This window comes from Cyclobacterium sp. SOCE241, assembly GCF_056867545.1.
Genome location: NZ_CP149779.1, coordinates 2796512 through 2817058 on the forward strand (window position 1 = coordinate 2796512; position 20547 = coordinate 2817058).

The window sequence follows — 20547 nt, forward strand, 5'->3', positions numbered from 1 at the left end:
CTCCATGGACAGGCACTGATCAGGATGTAAAGATTAAAGATGTCGTAAAGGCTAAACTAAATTGTAACCGACTATGAGCCGTCCAGGACCAGCGATAATCAGTGCGACTGGGAGGGGAATGGGGAAATCTAGTGCACTTTATTCAACGATATTAGTTAATCACTTTATTTGCTCGTTAGTCAGAATTAAAAAAGAACCACTAATGAAAACGAAACTTAATAGATTTAAAGTTTACAACTTTCGCTCAATCGAAGAAAGTGATTGGATTGAAGTATCAGATAATTCTTGTTTAATAGGCACCAACGAGGCAGGAAAGACTAACCTATTGATTGCTCTTTGGAAATTGAATCCAGCAAACGATGAGCCTATCGTTCCATTAGATGATTTTCCTCGACATCTGTATAGTAAGTACAAAGCAGACAACCATTCAGAAGATGTATTTATTGCAGCTGATTTTCAGTTAAGTGAAGATATTCAAGATGAAATTTCAAATGAACTGAAGTGTGATAAAGAACAGGTATCAGTAGCTTTTGTAAGAAGAAATTATGATAGAAAGTATTACATTTCATTTCCGTATTCAAAAGTAGATTTCTACCCTGTAGATAGACTTAAAATTCTAGTTGATGACTTTGAAGATACTCTATTTGAATCAGAGGCATTCACCAAAGAGGCTACAGAGCTTCAAAACAGCGTCAAATCTTTCTTAAATGAAGAAAAAGCCAAATTTCCGAAGGAAATATTCAAGAAGGAAGAAACGACTCAATTCAAGAAGTCAATAGAAGATTTCATACATGCTAACTTTGGCAAAAAGAAGAATTTACCCGAAATATTCCATAGCCATCTGTTAAATCAACTTCAAAAGATGATTGAAGCATTTGATGGAGAACCTGTTAAAACAACTACGGAGATTAGACAGAAAGTGCTTAAATTAATTCCAAAGTTTGTTTACTATTCAGATTATGGAAATCTTGATAGTGAAATTTACCTACCAAGAGTAATAGAAGATTTTGAAAGAAAAGATTTATCAGAATCTGCAAGAGCAAAAGCTCGTACACTTGACGTATTGTTTAAGTTCGTTAAACTCTCACCAACTGAAATTTATGAACTTGGTAATGAAAGTAAGACTATAATCAAAAAAGTCAACAATAATAACCAAGTAGTAAGCACTGAAGAACAGGAAATTTCGGAAGAGGAAATCCAAGAATGGGCTGACAAAAAACGAGAAAGAGGAATTCTTTTGCGGTCAGCTGCAACACAATTAACTCAGGACTTTAAGAAATGGTGGCTTCAAGGAGATTATATCTTTGATTTTGAAGCGGACGGAAGACACTTCAGAATTAATGTCTCTGATTCTCTTCGACCTGAACAAATCGAACTTGAAGGTAGAAGTAGAGGTCTTCAGTGGTTTTTTAGCTTCTTTCTAGTTTTTCTTGTTGAAACCAAAGAAGGCCACTCAAACACGGTTTTGCTTTTAGACGAACCAGGCTTGTCACTGCACCCAATTGCTCAATATGATTTAGCGAAGTTCTTTCGTAAGCTTTCAGAGGAGAATCAATTACTATACACTTCACATTCACCTTTCTTGGTTGACATGGAAAACCTTGCAAATGTTAAGGCAGTTTACGTAGACACCAAGACAGGAAGAACATTGGTATCATCAAATTTAAGATACAATGAAGCTGATGCTGAAAAATCCATATTCCCAGTTCATGCGGCTTTAGGACTGACAGTCTCGGATACTTTACTTCTTGGCTGCCTTCCAATTTTAGTAGAAGGACCAAGTGACCAAATCTATCTTAATTTAATCAAGAGACATTTAATTGGTAAGGGTGACTTAAAAAACTCTAAAGAGATTGTTTTCATACCAACCGGTGGTGTTCGAGGAATGGGACCAGTAACTAAGCTCGTTTCTTCAAGAGATGAGTCCCTTCCATATGTTTTGTTAGATTCTGATAATGTTGGAAAGGATTATCAAAAACAGCTAAAGAAAGGAAGATACCGTGATGAAAAAGATAAAGTTCTTGGTGTTGGAGATTTCCTAGGAGATAAAGAGTGGGAAATAGAAGACCTACTGCATGCAGATTCCTTAATATCAATTATTGATAGACGTTACAGGTCTGACCAATACTTTGAAGATGTTTACAAGAAGGACGAGCCCATAGTTGACCAAATAGAGGAGTGGGCTACAAACAATTCAATTGAACTTGAAGAAGGTTGGAAAGTTGAAATAGCAAGAATTGCTCTAAATAGATTCGACAACATTATGAAATCAATTCCTGAAGACACTTATAAAAAGTGGGTTGAACTATTTAAGACTTTAACTAAAGAATAAAAACTGTGCCCAACATTGTATAAGCGTAATGCGGGCGAAAGCTCTAAATTTAAACGGATTGACCAAAAACAAACAAATCGGTAAACTGAAAGTAAAGTGCTTCTAATTCCGCACTACGCTTATACTTGGCCGTTAGGGGCAATATCTCAACTATGGAAAACATATCATATAAGGACTGGGGAGAAGTATCTGAAAAATACATTGAAATTCAAAAGACTGCTTTTAATAGGAAGCTTGCAAATGAGTCTGAAGCACAGACAAGATTTGATGTAATTGATCGAATAATAAGAGAAATTCTCCAGTGGAACCACGGACAGATTAGTGTTGAAGAATTTAGTAAGGGAGAAAAGACGGGCTTTATTGATTATAAACTTATTTCAGCTGACTATACAATAATTATCGAAGCGAAAAAAGTGGGTGTGTCCTTCCCTTCTCCTACAAAGTCCAAAAACTAAAACTAACTGGGCCTGTACTCGGAACTGGTGAAATAGCAGATGCACTAATACAAGCTGAGGAATATGCTATTAATAAAAATGCTGATATTGTTGTTGCCACTAATGGTAGTTTTTGGTGTTTTTACCCAGTCAGTAATCAAGATAGAAATGAAATCTATGCTTCTATTTTATTTCCATTTGATGATGCAAAAGATGCAGAATTACTATTTGATTATTTTGCTTGTCATAATGTTGAAAATGATAGTCTTTTAGAACTCACCTCAGAAAAGCCATTTGCTCATGAAAACAGAATACTTGAGACTGTTCAGGATGCAGACGCTAGAATTGATAGAAACAATATTGCAGATTTGATTGCACCTGCACTGGATAATGCGTTATATTCTGAAACCTTATTAAAAGATTCTGAAAAGCTCGAAAGATGCTTCGTCACGACAGAAGGTCGAACTAAGTTTGATACAATTTTGAATATGCACTTAGCTGATTCTAAACCTATTACAGTCCAACCTGCCAAGCGCATTAAAAAAGGAAAAGATTCTGGAGGAATAGAAGAGGTAATTAAACAATCAAAAAGTTTTAAATCAAGCCCAGTTACATTGGTGATAGGCCCAGTAGGTGCTGGTAAAACCACCTATTTAAAGCACTTTGAGTTGATAAAAGGAAAAAACCTCATCTCCAAAGAAAAATCCCATTGGGTCTATATTGATTTTGAGGAAATGGGAAAAGAGGGTAATCCTCGAAAATTCTTGTACGATAAGTTAAATTCATATCTCTTAGATGAACACCCTGATAATCCAACTGATTATAAATCAGTAATTGAGCCAGCATATGAGACTGAAATCAATGCACTGGCAAGAGGACCCTACGCAAAGATCTTTACTGACAAGTCTAAATTTAATGAAAAAATAGGCGATCTAATTCATAAAGATTTTACCGATAGAGAACCGTACGTCGAAAAGGTATTTAAATATATAGGTACAAAAAACCTTTGTGTAATTGTCTTAGATAACGTGGATTTATATGAAGATGATGAATTAGAAACCTCAGTGTTTTCAGAGGCGGTAGCCATTTCAAAAAAATAGGGTGCAATATCCTTGTCTCAATAAGGGATACAACCTTTGTAAAACATAGAAACGACTCAATTTTTAACGCTTTTGAATTGAAAAAACTATGGCTAGATCCACCCCCATTTAAAGATGTATTGTCTAAACGTTTATCATATTCTAGACACATTTTAACAAACAAAAGAGCGAAACTACAATTGCCAAATTCGGCTGTTCTCAACATTCCTGATTTAGGTATATTTTTCGATATAGTACAAAGCAGTATTCTAAATCCACAAAACGGAAAATTCTTGGAATCACTAAGTGATAGAAACATTAGAAAAGGCATAACTTTAGTTAGAAATTTCCTTACTTCGGGACACATTCAAGCAGACAAAGGAATTAAGAACTACATAAATGGAGATGCAAGCTTCAAGTTTCCATATCACGAGCTTTTCAAAGGTGCAATGCTTGGACAATGGAAACATTTCAAAGAAGAACGATCAGAGGCTATTAATATTTATGACGCAAGATTTGGATCGAGAAATCTATTGCTCCTTAGATTATTCCTTCTTAAGTATCTGCACTTAAAAGCTTTGGACGAAAAAACTGTAGAAGTTGAGAGTGTAGAATTAATTGAAAAATTCTCAAGTCAGGGAGCCTCTGAAAATGCTATAATTCAGTCACTTGCTGAATTAAATAGAGCAGGTTTGATTAATAGCAAGGACTCATCTAAAATACACCGAAATTCCATTATTTATATAACTGCTTCTGGAGGTTATTATGTAGTCTTTCTTTCAAAAAGATTTGTCTATTTAGAATCAATACTTCACGACACAGCCATTTTTGATTCAAAGATTTGGGCCGAATTAGTAGAATTGTCACAGCAAATTGAGCAGGAAAATGATATTCCCAGAAGGCTAGAATTACGGATTGATAGAATAAACATCTTTTTAGATTACCTATTCGATATTGAAAATTATACTTTGAGTATGCTTAGTAATTCTGATTTTTAAGCATCTTGAAAGCGTAAAAATGACAGTTAAAGAACAAATGAGTCGCGGACTTAAGAGTGCTCAAAGACGATATAATTAAAAACCACTAATCGTGTAGACGGCTCCGCCAGATTCCTCTGACAGGGATCGCTTCACACACCACCGGACGTACGGGTCTCGTATACGGCGGTTCATCGGATTATGGGTTGCGTTTTGAGGTTATAGGAAAGCAAGAATTCATATCTATTTCTTCTCAGGCGTGACAGTGTAATTATTCAAGTCACAATTTAATAGGCATAAGACCGAAAAGGTTGTGATCTAGGGTTAAAAGACATCCTACACTATCAAAAAATCATTGTGACTCTAATGGAAAAGGATAGACTGATGAAGGAGATTGACAAAGTGAAATTTGTTAATTTTTAGACAAACTCTAATAAGTTAAACACTTCTTTAGAAGATATTAACTATGCGGATTAAAACCTAAGAGTTATGCTACAGATTGTAAAAAGACAAGCGTCTCCTAATGAGGCAAAAAACCTTGACAATTTAATAAGTAGTTTTTTAAAAGAGCTAGATGAGTTAGATCCAAATACTCCAAAAAAACTTTAGAGATTTGTCATGTTGGTAAATTCTTAATGTTATTTAATGCTAATTTTCGGATCGATTCAGTAGGTGAACAGCCTGATTTTATAATTAAATCTACAACCAATAATTATATTGGATTGGAACACGAAATTCTTCTAGATCACTCGCAAAAGAAAATTGAAGGAAGCTTTGAAGATATTGTTAAAATTGCTGAAAATAAATTTAAAGAGCAATTTCCTACATTAAAGTATTTAGTAAACATCAGGATGAATACTAAAAAAACTCAATAAAAAAATAAGATATTTTACGCAGACTCTATAGTAACCATCGTTGAAAAACACTTAATCCATGGCAAATTTGAGAGAAACGACTTAGTACATAGAATCACTTGCCAAGAAGATTCAAATTTAACGTTTAATAGCCTTCCATCTGGAGGGTCTAAGAAATCCTTAAAACCTGAACATTTGATAACTGCAATACTTAAAAAAGAAAGTAAACGTCTAAAATACATCAAAAACACAGGTCTGAATCAACAATGGTTATTAATTGTTATAGGTAGCGCACAAAAAGCTCATACGAAATTCTCCAAAAATTTGATAAAAATCTTGAAATAAAATGTGGATTCAACCGGATTTTCATCTTGGAGGACTTCAATTCAAGACTGTTTGAATTTCAGTTATAAGGAATCAAGCTTTCTTCAAAAGCATTTAAACTCATTCAGAAAATCGAAAAACTGCAATAAGAACAATAACCACCATTAAAACAGCCTGAATGATCGCAAAGCTTGTAACAATGGCTAGGCCCAAGATTCTTCTTTCATTCCTGGTAAGCTCTTTATCTTCTTTTTTCATTTCTTTATGGGTTACAGGGTTACGGATATTTTATTGTTTTTCTGGTTTGAAATGCACAGGTGATTAGAAGCTTTCGGCTATATTCTGAGAAGTTTGCAAATAAATTTTCCGCTGCTTTATCATCCTGATCAGCCAGAGTCTGTCTGTCTGATCTGATATGACTCGCGTAATTACAGCAGACTCACCCTCCAAGAGCTGGAAGTACACCAGCCCCATTTTCCTAGTTTTGGTTTGTTTGTCGACAAACTCCTTTATCGATTTCACCGGTTTTAGTTTTAAAGTTATTTCCATCTTAAAAAGTAGCTAAATCTTCTTCATCTCCTGGTGCCAAACCCTCATTCGGAGAAGGTGGCATCACTACCTGATTGACAGCCCTATGATTCGCGTCCGGACTATTTCCTGAACTGCTGACATATATCATTTCCACAGAGGTGGCCACACCATTAATCTGTTCTTTCCGAATTATTCTTCCGGATGAGTTTTTGAATTCCTCGGGGTCCAGCTCGTAGCCATAGAATCTGGCCCAAGCTTTTAGCGCTTTGGTAAATTTCTGTGAGGTCCATTTACTTGCAGTGGTTTTGGTATAATCCTCAAAGGCATATTTCTTAACCACAAAATCATTCAGTCGATCGGTAAAATAGGTGTCAGCCCATTCATGAAAGGCCGGTCCCATTTCACTTAGTAGATTCCTTTTCTCCACATTCTCCATAGGTGGATCTATTTTGCCATGTTGCATGTACAGCTGACAGCATTGAATCATAAAATTGTAAAAGTCATTCCATTCCTTTTCTGTATAGTCCGGCCCTAGGATATTCTTTCCAAACTCCTCCCTGGGATTCCTGCTTTCATTGAAATAACCATCCTTATTTTGATGGTAATAATCCGAAAACACACAGTACAACACCCTACGGAGCACAGAACTATCTATGTTCCTTAAGGGAAAATTTGAGCTGAAAGCAAACTTTGGTGACTCTTCATAAGGAATCTCATAGGACTTGTTATTCTTGGGGTTGACGATCATATTTCCGGTAATGTCAGAGAAAAACACATCAAACTTCAAATACTGGTTGGCATCATCCACCAAGATATAATCTGTATGAATAGTGACCCGGTCATACATGTGTGGATTTTCTGTCATTTTAGGATCCCGGCCACGTAACGTCACCGACTTCATAAAGCGTGACACAGATCCCATGGCTATAGATTTACCCGATCCTCCATGAGATTCTCCCTCATCAGATATCCGATGATCCATAGTCCAAATAGCCCAGGGACGGGAAGGATCTTTATACCTGTGTAATAGATAGCCTAGCACATACATTTTATTAACCAAATGGTGCTTCTGTTCCATTATTTCGTCATGATTCAAATTAGGTCCTGCGATATTGAACAAATTTTCCTGCTTGTATTTTTTAATCTCCTCAGCCGATTTACCGGCAAGTCTTTCTTCTAGTTCTTTTCTCCAGTGAGTTCGACTAGTATTGATCAAAAAATTAAAAAAGGTGTTGTCTTTCTTCAATACCTCTATGTCCCAGCGGCCATCTTTAGTTTGGGAAACTTTAAAATGTGGATCTTGTACTTTAAATCGATGGTCTATTACCTCATCATGCCAGACATATTTTTGCACTTCTCCAAGCTTATGAACCTTCACATGATCTTTATTGACTTCCACTGTCTTGTTGCCAAAAAAGAAAAATTGAGACTCCCGGTCAAAATCAGTAAAGTCCACTTCTGTCATTGGTAAATTGGACATGGAGGCTTCTTTAAGTTGACTGCTTCTGTAGAAAACATCCCTTAATCCTTCATCTAAATGCCGTTCCTCAAGAAACTTATTTACATACGTTTTTACTTCATTCACCTCAATTTCACGGACTATATTATCCTTGATCTGAATGAAAATATACCCTTGCTTTTCATTCTTATTTTCAAGCCTATAGAATCCATTTTTGGTAAGGAAATTATAAAGCCTGGTGTTTTTTTCCTGGAACTTAGATTTCCAATTACCTGCTTTGTCTACCCAATAAACTTCATCCCAGAACCTATAAGGTATAGCAGTGCGTACCAATTGCTTAAAATCGTAGGCACTGAAGCGCTTCAGGTAATCCCTTACATCCTTGGAAGGATTACCCCTTTTGTCGGGAAATTCTTTTAATTTTTCGGGCAGTGTAATTGTGTGCAGGTCCAGGTGCTCCATGGCCAGCCTATGAGCTTCTCTTTTGCCTGTAAAATCTATATCAGGCATGTTCATTACTTTTTCAGCAATGGCCTGCAGCTTTTTAAAAAGTTTATCAGTAAGCTTTGCAGTTTCGGAATTTGGCCAGACTACCTGATAACTGATCATGGCCAAGTTCAAAGCATCAGAACCACCACTGCAGTATATGATTTCAGGTAGCATTTTTTTCTTTCTAGGCTTACTCCCTTCTTCCTGCTCTTCAAAATTGTCATCCTCTTGAATTTCCTCATAGGCAGCGTTGCAAACAGATAGTCCATGTAAAAAGTCACTTTTGCGTTTGCCGTAGTACATAAACCTACGACTTTTATCAGGACTGAGCGGTTGATAAATTTTCTTGAAATCCCCTTCATCCCACATGAAAATTGGGTAATTATCTGTGGCCTCAATCGTGATCACCTTCCGGTTTTTCACTATGGAGTAAGAAATAAGGGAGTAAAAATGATACCTACGAAAAATTTTATAAACCTTATCGGTATTTATTGCTGCAATTCCAGAACTGTCCCGGATTACTTTCCCTTCCTTATCTCTCATCACAGGGATGACCTTCTCTGCCAGAACAGTTCTTATCTCAAAATCTGTAAACTCATTCCTTACTTCAAAATACCATTCTCCGTCATTCTCCTCTGCCCTTGCATCCCTACTTGTAATTTCTGGTTTTAAAATTTCAAAGGCGGTTTCTCCTGAAACATTATACCTTTCGGCCAGTACTTCGAGAGCTTCTTTAAAATCAAGCCCTTCTTCTTCCATGCAGACATGAATACCATTTTTTGGTTTTTGATCTCCCCCAAAATCCGTTACCACCCAATTGCCATCCTCCAGCTGCTTTAGTGTGGCACTGGCCGTTTTCTCACTTTCACGAACTTTAAATTTCTTTCCCTTAACTCCTACACAATTTTGAGCTTGTGGAAAATAATAAAGGATAATATTGAGACCACCATCGGTCGCTTCAAATATGTCTGCTTGGTTTATAAACATTTAAAAAATCGATAATTGATGTTGGAAGCCTGATTTAAGAGCCTGTCGGACATAGTATCTTTCAGGACTGGGGATATCTTCAACTGAACTGTAAGGTGTATTAATGGTAAGAGATTTCAAGTCTACATGAAATTTATCCTTCAGCCTGCTTGCCAGATAATACCGTCTCTTGTATGTCTTTTGTTTGCGTCGCTTCTTGGAGGTCGAGCTGACTTTCGAAGAAGCCCCACTCTTCACCTCTTGAGTCTCGGACCCGGTAGTAATCGTCGTTTTGGCAAACAACTCTAAGGGGCTGGGTTTTGATGTTTGTTTCAAAATAGGCTGAAGTGCATGGAACGTTTTCATGTCTTAGTTTTTTATTAACAGTCACTATCATTGATTATTAATTTTAATGTTTTGATGTTCTTTTGATACCTATCAATCCCCATTTTCAAGGTTTCTATATCCTTTTCCAGGCGATCTAACTCATCAGGACCTAAAACATCTCTAGTTTCGACCAACTTCTTTTGGTCTAACTTTAACTCTTGCCTTGCAAATTCTAGCAAAGACAAATAATCCTCAAGCTGTCTTTTTTGATCCATTGTCCAGGTCGTTATAGAGTTTGTTGTTGCTTATGATTTCATCGGCTACCTGATAAATATTCATCCGAAGCTTAACTTCTACTCGTATCCAGTTATGAGCACTCAGGTTATTCATTGGCCTGAGGATACCACCTAATCCATGAGCTTTTTCTTGCCAGAAATTTTTCTTTTTCATTGCAAATTCATGGTCGATTAATAATTTTTCAATTCTTGAGTTGTCCATGGTGTTTTGAGTTAATCCCGGGACCAATGCCGGCATGGCCCCGGGAAAGTTGATTGTCGATCAAACGTGGATAGAACATCCGGCAATGTCATATAAGGTTTTTTTCAAAGGCAAATCTGACCAGTTCAGCCTTGTTTTTATAGCCTGTTTTTTCTCTAATATTCTTCATAAATACCCCAACCGTGAGAACAGAAATACCCATTTTTGTAGCTATTTCTTTATCCAAAAGGCCTTCAGGTATTAATTTCAGCACTTCTATTTCGCGAGGAGTTAAGGTTCCATACTTAGCTTTGAGTAGTGAACAAATCCTTCCTTCATAAGGACAGGTTCCTCTAAGATTGCAATCTATGTATTCACTATCCTGGAGCTTTCCTTCTACCATATCAGGATCATTGTCCAAAGCGGAATACCGGCACTTAATATATTGCGAGACCATTTCAGCATCCGTGATGAAGCCAGCTTTCACAAGTGCTTCGACTGCCTCCGGATGTTTCTCCATGTCGCTAAAAACTCCTTCATATAGCCAGTCTGGCCATTCATTTGGAGGTGCGATATTACCATCTATCAATGCGAATATTTTTTCGTCTTTTGCGAAAAATTCAACGTTCTTATCTGCTATACCTGCAGGTAATTTGCCACTGCTGAAGTTGATCATTTGGGTTTTGATGGGTTTATTTCGCATTTACAATCTTATTTTGTCTCATTTTAAGACGATTAATCAATTCTTTGCTTTCTTCAATTACATCTAGAGCTGCCTTATGTACCTCAGTATTGTATCTGTGATTTTTTTCAGAAAAAAAGTTAGAAACAGTCCTTTTTGACACATTTACCCTTTTTTCCACCTTTGAAAAATACCCATAAGGCAGTGAATTTTTCAGGTCTTTAAGTTCTTGTTGGGTCAGCATACTTATATTTTGGTATTGCGTTAATTCTTATTATGCATTAACTATGCGTCAAATATGCGTCATTTAAGAATACTATGCAATTAAAATCGTCTCGAAATAGGAATTATTTTTTAAAGAACTTTGAAATCATGAAAGTTCACCGAGGAGAAATTGTAAGAAAAAGACTAGATGAGTATGCCAGGGAGCATGCTGTAAGCATTCTTTCTATTGCAAAAAAGGCCGGATATCATCAATCAAGTGCATATAGGCATTTCATAAAAGATGATCTCAGTTATAGCATAATTCACAAATATGGGAGGGCAATCGGACATGACTTTACCCAAGAATTTCCGGAGATGTTAACAGAGTATGGATTCTCTTCTGAAGAAAAAAACAATTATAAATATTCAGATCTGGCTCAATGCATAGCAGAAAAGGAGCTGTGGCAAAAAAATACATAGAGCTATTAGAAACCCACAACAAGCTTTTAATGGACAAAATGAAAGAAGATTAATTCCTTTTTTTCACACAAAAAATATATCACAATGAAAATAAAAGGCTTACAAAACAAAAAATGTACCGGCCCTGGGTACACGAAACCCCTTTAGATGCAAATCTGAAGGGGTTTTTGCGTTTTTTGGCAAATTTTTTTAGAGGAAAGGAATTTTATGTCAACTGTTCGATAACAGTCAGAGGGTTGGCTACTCCTCCTGTCCGGAAGGAGTTCCATATTTTGTCTACTTGTGATTTTAAATCTCCGGTAATCATTTGGTAATTTTAGGGTCTATTTCATCCATGATTTACACGGTGAAAATCAAGCCCAATGAAAAATATTAAATTTACAAAATCGAATTGAAAGTGGTGAAGATAGCAAAATGCAATAGCATTAGCCCAGCCAAAACCTTCAACCACCTAAAACTAAAGAATATTTTAATAAGTTGAAATTAAAATTAGGAATGTCAACTGGATTAAGGTGAATATGATGGAAAGTCATAATTTCAATAAAGTCTTGCTCTCTGTTAGGATTTCAATATTAAAATGATAAAAGTCTCCATCATTTATAACAACCCTGAGACCTAATTTTAGCCCCATTTCATAATAAAAGTAACTACTTAGTACTTTCCGGACGGGTAGTTAGACTACGGGGAATAGGGCTTTACTAAAAAACTTATTATAATTTAAAAATCCCTTACCCCATAAAAGCAAAAGACACACCCTGGGACGCTGTTCAACGGGTAGCGTGGTCTGTACTGTTAATACAAAGAAACAGAGAAATATTCTATATTCCAATTTCATTGAAAATGGTTAGATCTTTCACAGCTCAGAACTATCCTCCTTACCAAAATTTTCGGTTTATTAACCTACCAAAAAAACATCATGCTTATATAGGTTTTCAATTACCTGAAAATAACCCTAATAATTTTTACCTCCGGAAAAACCGAAGTTTTGTGATTTTCTTTCAATATTGCATGAGGAACGGATTCCTCATCAATTAAATGAAAATGAAGCATGAAGCCAATAATTCAATTTTCACTTCTTTTATTATTATTAACAATATGGAGCTGCAATGGCCCTATCGGGGTATCTTCTGAGGAACTGGTTAATTTTGAATCCGAATTAACCGCCCCGGAATTTTTCTGGCAAAGCAGGTATGGGAGCAATATTGACTTCCAATTTAAACCGGAAGGTACCGTATATGCCCTCATCAATGGTAAACCCGATTCCCGACTGAGAGGCAATTGGTCATTTGACAGCAGTAGCGGTGAGCTTCAAATTGCCTGGGAAGGGGAGACAGTATGCTTCGATAGTCAAGAAAATTGAAAATAACTGGGGTAAAATTACTTTTACATCGAAAATTCATGAATATGGTGACAAAACCCTGACCCGGTTAAAGCTTTTGGATGATAGATTCAACAGCAAGGAGTGAACAAATACCCTAGCAAAATCCTTTGCCTTTGCGGCACTTAGCATCCCAATTTCTAAATTCCTAAAATTACTCTGCGGAGCTATCTTGCGCAGAAAACACCCTTTTCAATAATGCACTAGTCCTTTCTGCCGGGTTTTCTCGAATGGCTTTCTCTTCTTGGGCTACCAGCTTAAATAATCCTTGAATAGCCATTTGAGTCACATAAGCATTTAAATCCGGATCTAACTTGCGTGAGGTAGTTGGAAAGGAATTGTATTTATTGACCAAGTCTCCATAATAACGGGTTGCGCCTACCTGATCAAGGGATTCTTGCACATGAGGTTGAAACAAAGTGGTTAGTTCCTCTGTAGTGGTCCTTTGCAAATACTGGGTGGCAGCATCATCCTCTCCCTTCAAGATATTCCAAGCATCTGTTATGGTCATTTTCTTAATGGCGGCGATAAATATTGGTTTTGCCTCTTGGGCGGCATTTTCTGCTCCGCGGTTGATGGTGGTTATTACCTGATCTACTTGTGAACCAAGCCCTATCTTCCTCAGGGTGGACTCCACTCTTTGAACATCTTCAGGCAATGCTATTTTTATTAAATCATTTTTTAAAAACCCATCTGTAGAAGATGCCAAATCAGCTCCTTCAGTCACCCCTTTGATCAATGCTTCTTTAAGTCCATTTCCTACCTCACTTTCTGTGAGCGACGATTCGCTGGCTGCTGCAAGAAATTTATTCACTTCTGCTGCTGTACAGCCCACCATTGAAAATACTAGTAGTGCAAAGAATGTTTTAGATAAAAACCTCATTTTTATTTATTTTAATTAAATATTTTTCAAATATATTGACAATCCTTCAAATTTAGAAGGTGGGTATTTGGGGAAAAGGTTAATTTTGGTTAAGGCTGTTTTTTATAGCGAGTATTGCCTTGAATACTGAGAATTTAATGATTTCGATGCTCCCACTGAGTCAATATTTTTGAATCAGAATCCCTTGTCCTTTTTTACTTAAATGCCCGTGATCTATGTAATTGGACACATCTTGAGAGAAATCGTAAAATTCAGGATTATTGAAATTATAAAAACTCAACTGGCTCCCTTGATTATTTTTGGCCATTGAAAGAATATCTTTCCAATATTGATCTATTTCCTCCTTATAGGCATCGAAAATAGGGTAAGGCACCGGGTGATAATAAACGAAAGTACGTATGTTATTGGTTTGCAATAGGGTCAATAGCTCCTCAAAATCCTTTCTTTGATCCTCACCAATATCAAACTCATTAACCTTCACATTGTTCACTTCTTCCAAAATTCTATTGGACACATTCTCCACTTTAAAAAGTGGTTCAAAAGAATTGCTCCCATTGGTGTTATACTGGTTTTTAGGATATTTGTTTGGCCAAAGGTTAAAATTCCTGATAATACCCAATCCATACACCCTTAATAAGTTTACTGAACCAAAGGCTTTCCAATAGGTATCAGGATTCATAAAGTCTGACGTGTCTGTGCCTGTATCTGAGGTGACATAAGGATGGATACACACAATAGCTTCCTTGATGTTTCCATTGTTTTCGATCACATTGGTGGCCAAGGACAAAACATTGTTGATTCTAGCCCCCATAAGGCTAAGATTGAAATAATTTTTGTTCTGAATATGATCCGGGTTTAGGTTGGCCGAAAGTGAAGGACCCAAAATCATGCCTTCAAAATTTTGGGGCACAAACTCAAAAGTCATCAAATACTTTGAAAATCTCTCTTCACCATAAACTCGAACCTGATCTTTGTTCTTAAAACCAAACAAGCCAAATACATCTAAAAACACATTGATAAGCCCGAAGCCCAACATAGCTGCTGCAAAACAAAGAATTAAAACCTGAAGGTATTTCTTGAATTGTTTTTCCATTGATTAAAAGTCAAAATACAAAAAGTCATTCTTAACAATGGAGTTAAGGTAAATGACATTGAGCAAAAACAACAGGATATTTAATATTAAATAAGTGAACGTAGGTTTCAGTCTCCTACCTAATTCTATTGCATTGGGCATAAAGAGCAGTACCACTCCGGCTATCCAGACAGGTAGGTCGTAAAAATTACTTACGAGGTAAAAACCCTCCTCACCCGGTACCTTAAAAAACATCCGTTGTAACATTTCAAGTGAGCCACTCCAAGATTCCGCCCTAAAAACACCCAGGTAATGTTCACAAACATAAAGGTGAGCAAAAGGGCCAAAACTTTAGGAAGATTCAATCCTAACTTGGTCCACTCTCGGTGAATCACTAGTGCTATTCCATGCAAAAACCCCCAAAATATAAAAGTCCATCCGGCACCATGCCAGATCCCTCCAAGCAAAAAGGTTACCACTAGGTTGATGCTTGTCCTGAAGTTCCCATTTTTATTCCCTCCCAATGGGATATAAACATAATCCCTTAAAAACCGGCTTAAGGTCATGTGCCAATTCCTCCAAAACTCCTTTATGCTCAATGATTTATAGGGTGAATTAAAATTTTGGGGAAGTCGAATATTAAATAAAAGTCCTAAACCAATGGCCATGGCTGAGTAACCACTAAAATCAAAATATAATTGTAAGGAATAAGCCAAAGAAGAGGCCCAAGCTTCCACTGAACCCAAGGAATTGATATTGGCATATCCTTTGTTAGCTATAATAGCAAAACTATCTGCTATTACAATCTTCTTTGCCAACCCCATCATGAAAATAAACAAACCTCTTGAAAGGTTGTCGTAATTAGGTTTAGTAAGGTTGGGTTCCCTGAACTGCCCCATCATTTCAGAATGGTGCACTATTGGCCCTGCTATCAATTGGGGAAAAAATGAGACAAATAAGCCATAGGAAAATAAACTTTTTCCTTTTGCGTTCCTTTATAGCTGTCCACCAAATAGGCTATTTGCTGAAAAGTATAAAAGGAGATCCCTAAGGGAAGTACAAGGTTTAGGTAGCCAAAAGAGAGATCGGGAATAAAGTTGAGGTTATAAATGAGGAAATCGGTGTATTTAAAAAACACAATACCTAGTAAATTCACAGTTATACCAAATGCAAGTGTTTTTTCTTCCCGGGATAAATCCTTTTAGATATAAAATAATTGAACCCTATGGAAAATAGAATCAATGCCAAATAAGCGGGATTCCACCAACCATAGAAAAATAAAGAGCAGACAAGGAGCCATAGACCTGTGAAAGGAGATTTTAGCTTTGGCCCGAAAAATAAAAAACAAATAGGGTTACAGGTAGAAACCCTAGTAGAAATTCAAAAGAATTAAATAACATTATGTTTAAAGTTCAGCTAAAAAATCTAATATTGACGTACACTTATGTAGGCAATTGGGCGACGTGAAATGAAAAGAATTTGATATCGAAAAGGTTAATTAATTCATTTAAAAATTAAAAAATCTTTAACAATTATTCATTTCAAATATTATTTAAACATTTACTAAAACCCATGTTAACATTGTGTCTAAAAGTAAATTTAGGGAAATGTGTCGATTTCAGAAAACATAGTGCCAAAAAATATTCTTCTTCAATTTAAAATTCTATTTTATTAAAAGTATTAACTATTTAATTTAAAATTGTAATAAAGATACATATGCAACTCTCCTTTCAAAAGTCATTTTACGCACTTGCTTTCGTATTTCTCCTATTGTTTGCCATGGTCATGGCAAAGAGTGTGCTGATATCTTTATGCTTTGCCTTATTGCTGTCATTTATCCTGCATCCACTGCATAATTTTTTGATGCGAAAAGGTGTTCCAATCATTTTAGCCGCATTTTTGGTGCTGATAACCTTTTTCTTAATCATAATAGGAGTATTCACATTCTTTTCCGCAGAAATAATCTCATTATCAGATGAATTAAGCAATTTCAGAGATAAGTTGATGACCCTGTTTACAGATTCCATCGTTTACCTTAATGAAAACGTAAGTTTTTTAGGCAATCTAGAGAAAGAAAAAATATTATCAGATGCTAAATCTTGGGCCAAAAGTGGAGCAACAGATCTTATAGGCACAACCTTCAGCAGTACCACCAGTTTTTTTACAGGCCTTTTCACTACGATTATTTACTGTTTTTTATTTTTAATTTATAAAGAAGGATTGGTATCTGCATTTACACAATTTGCACCCGAGGACAAGGAGCCCGAGTACCTTCAAATGCTCAAAAAGATCCAGCTTGTAGGCCAAAAATACCTATCAGGAATGCTTACCTTAATCCTTATTCTTGGCTTTGCCAATAGCATTGGATTATGGATCATCGGTCTTGACAACCCCTTCCTTTTTGGTTTCTTAGCAGCCTCTCTCTCCATTATACCTTACGTGGGAACCACATTGGGTGCAAGTATTCCTGTACTCTATGCTTTTATGTCTAAGGATGAACTTTGGGTGCCATTGGCAGTAGGCTTAATGTTTTGGCTTATTCAGGTTATCGAAAGTAATTTTCTAAGCCCTAAAGTGGTAGGGAACAGTGTTAATATTAACGCCCTTGCAGCCATTCTAAGTTTAATAGTTGGGGCAACAGTATGGGGCGTGGCAGGGATGATATTATTTTTGCCTTTTGCTGCCATGCTAAAAGTGGTTTGTGATCATTACGAACCACTTAAACCCTTTGGCATGTTACTTGGGGATGACCAGTTCAATGAAAAAGAAAAGAATTCCAGTTCTTGGTTTAAATAGGTGAAGGAAATGTTTTAACACCAATAAAATTTAAATCTAAAGAAAAAATAACTCAATCAAATTCCGATAGGTTTTTTGATTGAGTTATTTTTACCAGCCATATGTCTATGGCTGTTTATTTTTGCTCAGAGAGGTAAGTAATCAACGACGCAAATTCCTCATATGACAATGCGTTGGCTAAACCTTCCGGCATCATAGAATTTTCCAGTTCCTTTCGATCTTTAATGTTTTCTGTCAAAATGGTAAAGGCTTGTCCGGCAATATTTCGGATAACAATCCTCTCGGCACTTTCAGCTGTAACAAATCCAACATAGGATTTATCATCTTTGGTATCCACCATTACAGTTGCAAAACCTTGAGATATAGAAGCATTAGGCTTTAAAATAGATTCAGCTATTTGCTCTCTACTCATGATGCTACCAATTTGGCCCATAAAAGGCCCTTTCATTGCTTCATCGGCTGAAATACTATGACAGGCTTTGCAACCTTGTTTTTGGAAAATAGCTTTCCCTTTCAAAGGGTCACCTTTCACCTCCTGCATGGCCAAAAGAATGTCCTCTATTGATGATTCTCCCACCTGACCTTTCTGGTTTTTAATTTTTTCCAAATTTACTTCAGGCTCCTCAATAGTTTCCGTGACTGAAAAATCTCCTCCAAATGCTGTAATCCCCATCCGGTTTTTTTCATTAAGCATTGCAATTAAATCTCTCTCGCCGATGGTTCCATTGTCCCAAATATTTTCAAACAACTCTTTGATTTGTGCCGAACCGGCCCATAAAACGGATTTATAATAGGGACCATGTGTATCAGGCCTTGTGCCCCACCACCAAGAACCATCATAAGGTGCTTCTTTGGTGTAAAGTCTCGCCAGGGTGGTGAGTATACCTTGCTTTAATTCTAAATCTTCGGTTCCGGATCCATTATACTTAGCAATCAAACCTTCCACTGCAGCTTTTGAGTGCATGTAGCGCAAAGCCCATAAGCCTATTTTAGAATTCTCTTTTCCGACTGCATTCAAACTCTCTTTATCTGCCTCTAAAGCTACCAAAGCTCTCACCGCTAAATGTGGTAAAATAATTTCTGAGTTTGGTGTGGCATGTGGTCCTTCTTCTCCAAAAGATGGTGCGCGAAATGAATCAGGCACCTCAATGCTTAATAAATGAGGAATGGCAGCTTTGTCTCCTATCCTTCCCAATGCAATAAGTGCCGCGGCTTTTACCCTCACTGAAGGATCATCCAAAGCCTCCACAAAAGGATTTACTGACAAACTGCTTAAAAATGCTTTACGGTCAGTAATTGCTCGGATCACATATTCCTTAATGGCAGGGTCTCCCATAAGTTTTAATAATTGTGGAACCGCCTCTTTACCCAAAATCTGGCTATAAGCATACATGGCTGCTACTCTGGAATAATCCGGTGCTTCAGCATCAGTAACTAAACCCCAGACTTCAGAAGCTGCATCTTGACTTCCTCTTTGGATCAACTCTTGCTGAGCATAAATTCTAATGGTGGCGCTATTTTCCAATAACAAATCCACTAAGTCATCAATGTCAGCTGAAGAAAGGTCAGGCATTTCACTGTATTCCAAAACTTTTGGAACTATCCTTACTACATATCCCTTGCTTTCATTTCCCGAGTATCCGGCTCCATCCCACGCTGCCATAAACATTCTTCCGGAACCATCTATGTCCAGGTCAGTAACTTGGGGTAATTTAAAAAACGGTATTTGTTCTTGAGTATATGATGGACCCTCTTCAGTCACTTTGTGAATAAACACTTGGCTCCTACCCCAATCCGCCATCAAAGGATTATTGTCGTAATGAGCCGGCCAGCGCTCGTCCTGCAAATACAAAGCACCTGTTCCTGAACCACCTCCTACATCTATTAATGCAGGAATAATCTCTTCAGTGAAATTTTTAAACAAGACCGGATAGCCATATTCACCGGACTGGATTTGATGAATAAAACGTATGTTCCAGCCTCCACCATCATTGGTATTGCCACGTGTAAACATATTCATGTAGGGATCAATGGCTACATCATAGATATTTCTTAACCCATGGGTATATACTTCCATTTCGGTACCATCCGGACGTACCCTGAGAATCCCTCCTCCGAGCATTGTCAATTCTGTTCCTTCTCTATCTACGGCTCCATGGAATCCAAAATCCCCTACTGCAATATATATCCATCCATCTATACCTAAACGAATCCCATTAGTTGCATGATCTGTTCCTCTGCTTTGAAGAAATTTAGGTGAGCTAATATGTTGAATTAAAGGCTGAGAAGGGCCATCTGCTACACCGTCTCCATCCTTGTCTTCAAAAACAACGAGATCCATACCGGTGGCCAAACTGTCTGCTTCAGAAAACACTGTATGTAAAACATATAGTTTATCCCCCAAAGAAATAATCCCTCTTGGATTATCCACCTCTGCAAAAATGGTATGAGAATCTGCTTTCCCATCGTTGTCATGATCTATTAATTTTACTATCCTTCCTTTACCAGGGGTTTTCCCTAGAGAACCTATGGCGTCTACCCCCACATAAACCTCTCCATAAGGAGAAACTGCAAGACAAGCTGGACTTGGGGTTAATTCCGGTCCTGAAAATGCTTGGACTGCTAAATCCTCCGGCCATTCTAATGATTGACTCAGAGAGTTCAACGATGGAGATGTTTGGGACTCAATAGTCTCAACTTTTTTTCTGGCTTGCAGGCTAAAAAGTAAGAAGTAATGGTATTAAGAACAGGTTTTTTTCATTGGGTTAGATTTTGTATAAAAAGTAAAATTATATAAAAAGCA

At 36.9% G+C, this 20547-nt stretch carries 19 protein-coding genes; 7 read left to right on the forward strand and 12 right to left on the reverse strand.

Features of this window, described 5'->3' with window-relative positions:
* The first annotated feature begins 202 nt into the window (after nt 1-202).
* The 4 genes from WG932_RS13950 to WG932_RS13965 all read left to right on the forward strand — a co-directional run bounded on the left by WG932_RS13950 (nt 203) and on the right by WG932_RS13965 (nt 4843).
* Nucleotides 203-2332 (forward strand): AAA family ATPase, encoded by a 2130-nt coding sequence (locus WG932_RS13950; RefSeq protein WP_483088348.1) that lies wholly within the window; start codon nt 203-205, stop codon nt 2330-2332.
* A gap of 152 nt (nt 2333-2484) precedes the next feature.
* Nucleotides 2485-2787, forward strand: a complete 303-nt coding sequence (locus WG932_RS13955) for a hypothetical protein (RefSeq protein ID WP_483088349.1) — start codon at nt 2485-2487, stop codon at nt 2785-2787.
* A gap of 347 nt (nt 2788-3134) precedes the next feature.
* Nucleotides 3135-3866, forward strand: coding sequence for a hypothetical protein (locus WG932_RS13960; protein ID WP_483088350.1), 732 nt, complete (start codon nt 3135-3137; stop codon nt 3864-3866).
* A gap of 77 nt (nt 3867-3943) precedes the next feature.
* Nucleotides 3944-4843 (forward strand): hypothetical protein, encoded by a 900-nt coding sequence (locus WG932_RS13965; protein ID WP_483088351.1) that lies wholly within the window; start codon nt 3944-3946, stop codon nt 4841-4843.
* 1277 nt (nt 4844-6120) lie between these two features.
* Here the strand turns inward: WG932_RS13965 and WG932_RS13970 are convergent.
* From WG932_RS13970 to WG932_RS13995, 6 genes are all read right to left on the reverse strand, one after another.
* Nucleotides 6121-6258, reverse strand: coding sequence for a hypothetical protein (locus WG932_RS13970; RefSeq protein WP_483088352.1), 138 nt, complete (start codon nt 6256-6258; stop codon nt 6121-6123).
* Between the two features lie 292 nt (nt 6259-6550).
* The gene (locus tag WG932_RS13975; protein WP_483088353.1) at nt 6551-9466 is read right to left on the reverse strand and encodes a hypothetical protein; all 2916 of its coding nucleotides are present in this window, start codon (nt 9464-9466) and stop codon (nt 6551-6553) included.
* Nucleotides 9467-9825: 359 nt separating this feature from the next.
* Complete coding sequence (locus tag WG932_RS13980) at nt 9826-10047, reverse strand: hypothetical protein (protein ID WP_483088354.1); 222 nt, start codon at nt 10045-10047, stop codon at nt 9826-9828.
* Nucleotides 10025-10306, reverse strand: coding sequence for a hypothetical protein (locus WG932_RS13985; RefSeq protein WP_483088355.1), 282 nt, complete (start codon nt 10304-10306; stop codon nt 10025-10027). Before WG932_RS13985 ends, WG932_RS13980 begins: the two co-directional genes overlap by 23 nt.
* A gap of 52 nt (nt 10307-10358) precedes the next feature.
* Nucleotides 10359-10952, reverse strand: a complete 594-nt coding sequence (locus tag WG932_RS13990; RefSeq protein ID WP_483088356.1) for a response regulator transcription factor — start codon at nt 10950-10952, stop codon at nt 10359-10361.
* Nucleotides 10942-11175: a hypothetical protein gene (locus WG932_RS13995; protein WP_483088357.1), complete on the reverse strand. Its 234-nt coding sequence runs from the start codon at nt 11173-11175 to the stop codon at nt 10942-10944. Before WG932_RS13995 ends, WG932_RS13990 begins: the two co-directional genes overlap by 11 nt.
* 128 nt (nt 11176-11303) lie before the next feature.
* On the opposite strand from WG932_RS13995, the gene WG932_RS14000 reads away from it, so the two are divergent.
* Nucleotides 11304-11615, forward strand: coding sequence for a hypothetical protein (locus WG932_RS14000; RefSeq protein ID WP_483088358.1), 312 nt, complete (start codon nt 11304-11306; stop codon nt 11613-11615).
* A 205-nt stretch (nt 11616-11820) separates the two neighbouring features.
* Here the strand turns inward: WG932_RS14000 and WG932_RS14005 are convergent, their stop codons facing one another.
* Nucleotides 11821-11922 carry an N-6 DNA methylase gene (locus tag WG932_RS14005; protein WP_483088359.1) on the reverse strand — a complete coding sequence of 34 codons (102 nt, stop codon included), beginning with the start codon at nt 11920-11922 and terminating at the stop codon, nt 11821-11823.
* 741 nt (nt 11923-12663) lie between these two features.
* Here WG932_RS14005 and WG932_RS14010 point away from each other — a divergent pair.
* A complete protein-coding gene (locus WG932_RS14010) occupies nt 12664-12975 on the forward strand; it encodes a hypothetical protein (protein WP_483088360.1) in 312 nt (103 codons plus the stop codon).
* A 172-nt stretch (nt 12976-13147) separates the two neighbouring features.
* Here the strand turns inward: WG932_RS14010 and WG932_RS14015 are convergent, their stop codons facing one another.
* The 4 genes from WG932_RS14015 to WG932_RS14030 all read right to left on the reverse strand — a co-directional run bounded on the left by WG932_RS14015 (nt 13148) and on the right by WG932_RS14030 (nt 16104).
* Nucleotides 13148-13876 carry a DUF4197 domain-containing protein gene (locus WG932_RS14015; protein WP_149392684.1) on the reverse strand — a complete coding sequence of 243 codons (729 nt, stop codon included), beginning with the start codon at nt 13874-13876 and terminating at the stop codon, nt 13148-13150.
* Between the two features lie 160 nt (nt 13877-14036).
* Nucleotides 14037-14969 (reverse strand): hypothetical protein, encoded by a 933-nt coding sequence (locus tag WG932_RS14020; protein ID WP_483088361.1) that lies wholly within the window; start codon nt 14967-14969, stop codon nt 14037-14039.
* A 191-nt stretch (nt 14970-15160) separates the two neighbouring features.
* A complete protein-coding gene (locus WG932_RS14025) occupies nt 15161-15883 on the reverse strand; it encodes an MBOAT family O-acyltransferase (RefSeq protein WP_483088362.1) in 723 nt (240 codons plus the stop codon).
* The gene (locus WG932_RS14030; protein ID WP_483088363.1) at nt 15880-16104 is read right to left on the reverse strand and encodes a hypothetical protein; all 225 of its coding nucleotides are present in this window, start codon (nt 16102-16104) and stop codon (nt 15880-15882) included. The genes WG932_RS14025 and WG932_RS14030 overlap by 4 nt, the downstream gene beginning before the upstream one ends.
* 560 nt (nt 16105-16664) lie before the next feature.
* Between WG932_RS14030 and WG932_RS14035 the strand changes: the two genes are divergently transcribed.
* Nucleotides 16665-17744 (forward strand): AI-2E family transporter, encoded by a 1080-nt coding sequence (locus WG932_RS14035; protein ID WP_483088364.1) that lies wholly within the window; start codon nt 16665-16667, stop codon nt 17742-17744.
* A 115-nt stretch (nt 17745-17859) separates the two neighbouring features.
* Here the strand turns inward: WG932_RS14035 and WG932_RS14040 are convergent, their stop codons facing one another.
* Nucleotides 17860-20409: a DUF7133 domain-containing protein gene (locus WG932_RS14040; protein ID WP_483088365.1), complete on the reverse strand. Its 2550-nt coding sequence runs from the start codon at nt 20407-20409 to the stop codon at nt 17860-17862.
* Nucleotides 20410-20547: the final 138 nt, after the last annotated feature.

Excerpts from the sequence above, each read along its gene's own strand:
- WG932_RS14010 (WP_483088360.1), top strand. The coding sequence starts at position 12,664 with ATGAAGCCAATAATTCAATTTTCACTTCTTTTATTATTATTAACAATA.
- WG932_RS14035 (WP_483088364.1), top strand. The coding sequence starts at position 16,665 with ATGCAACTCTCCTTTCAAAAGTCATTTTACGCACTTGCTTTCGTATTT.
- WG932_RS13980 (WP_483088354.1), bottom strand. The coding sequence starts at position 10,047 with ATGGATCAAAAAAGACAGCTTGAGGATTATTTGTCTTTGCTAGAATTT.
- WG932_RS14015 (WP_149392684.1), bottom strand. The coding sequence starts at position 13,876 with ATGAGGTTTTTATCTAAAACATTCTTTGCACTACTAGTATTTTCAATG.
- WG932_RS14005 (WP_483088359.1), bottom strand. The coding sequence starts at position 11,922 with ATGATTACCGGAGATTTAAAATCACAAGTAGACAAAATATGGAACTCC.
- WG932_RS13990 (WP_483088356.1), bottom strand. The coding sequence starts at position 10,952 with ATGCGAAATAAACCCATCAAAACCCAAATGATCAACTTCAGCAGTGGC.
- WG932_RS14000 (WP_483088358.1), top strand. The coding sequence starts at position 11,304 with ATGAAAGTTCACCGAGGAGAAATTGTAAGAAAAAGACTAGATGAGTAT.
- WG932_RS14020 (WP_483088361.1), bottom strand. The coding sequence starts at position 14,969 with ATGGAAAAACAATTCAAGAAATACCTTCAGGTTTTAATTCTTTGTTTT.
- WG932_RS13995 (WP_483088357.1), bottom strand. The coding sequence starts at position 11,175 with ATGCTGACCCAACAAGAACTTAAAGACCTGAAAAATTCACTGCCTTAT.
- WG932_RS13975 (WP_483088353.1), bottom strand. The coding sequence starts at position 9,466 with ATGTTTATAAACCAAGCAGACATATTTGAAGCGACCGATGGTGGTCTC.
- WG932_RS13955 (WP_483088349.1), top strand. The coding sequence starts at position 2,485 with ATGGAAAACATATCATATAAGGACTGGGGAGAAGTATCTGAAAAATAC.
- WG932_RS13985 (WP_483088355.1), bottom strand. The coding sequence starts at position 10,306 with ATGCCGGCATTGGTCCCGGGATTAACTCAAAACACCATGGACAACTCA.
- WG932_RS13970 (WP_483088352.1), bottom strand. The coding sequence starts at position 6,258 with ATGAAAAAAGAAGATAAAGAGCTTACCAGGAATGAAAGAAGAATCTTG.
- WG932_RS13950 (WP_483088348.1), top strand. The coding sequence starts at position 203 with ATGAAAACGAAACTTAATAGATTTAAAGTTTACAACTTTCGCTCAATC.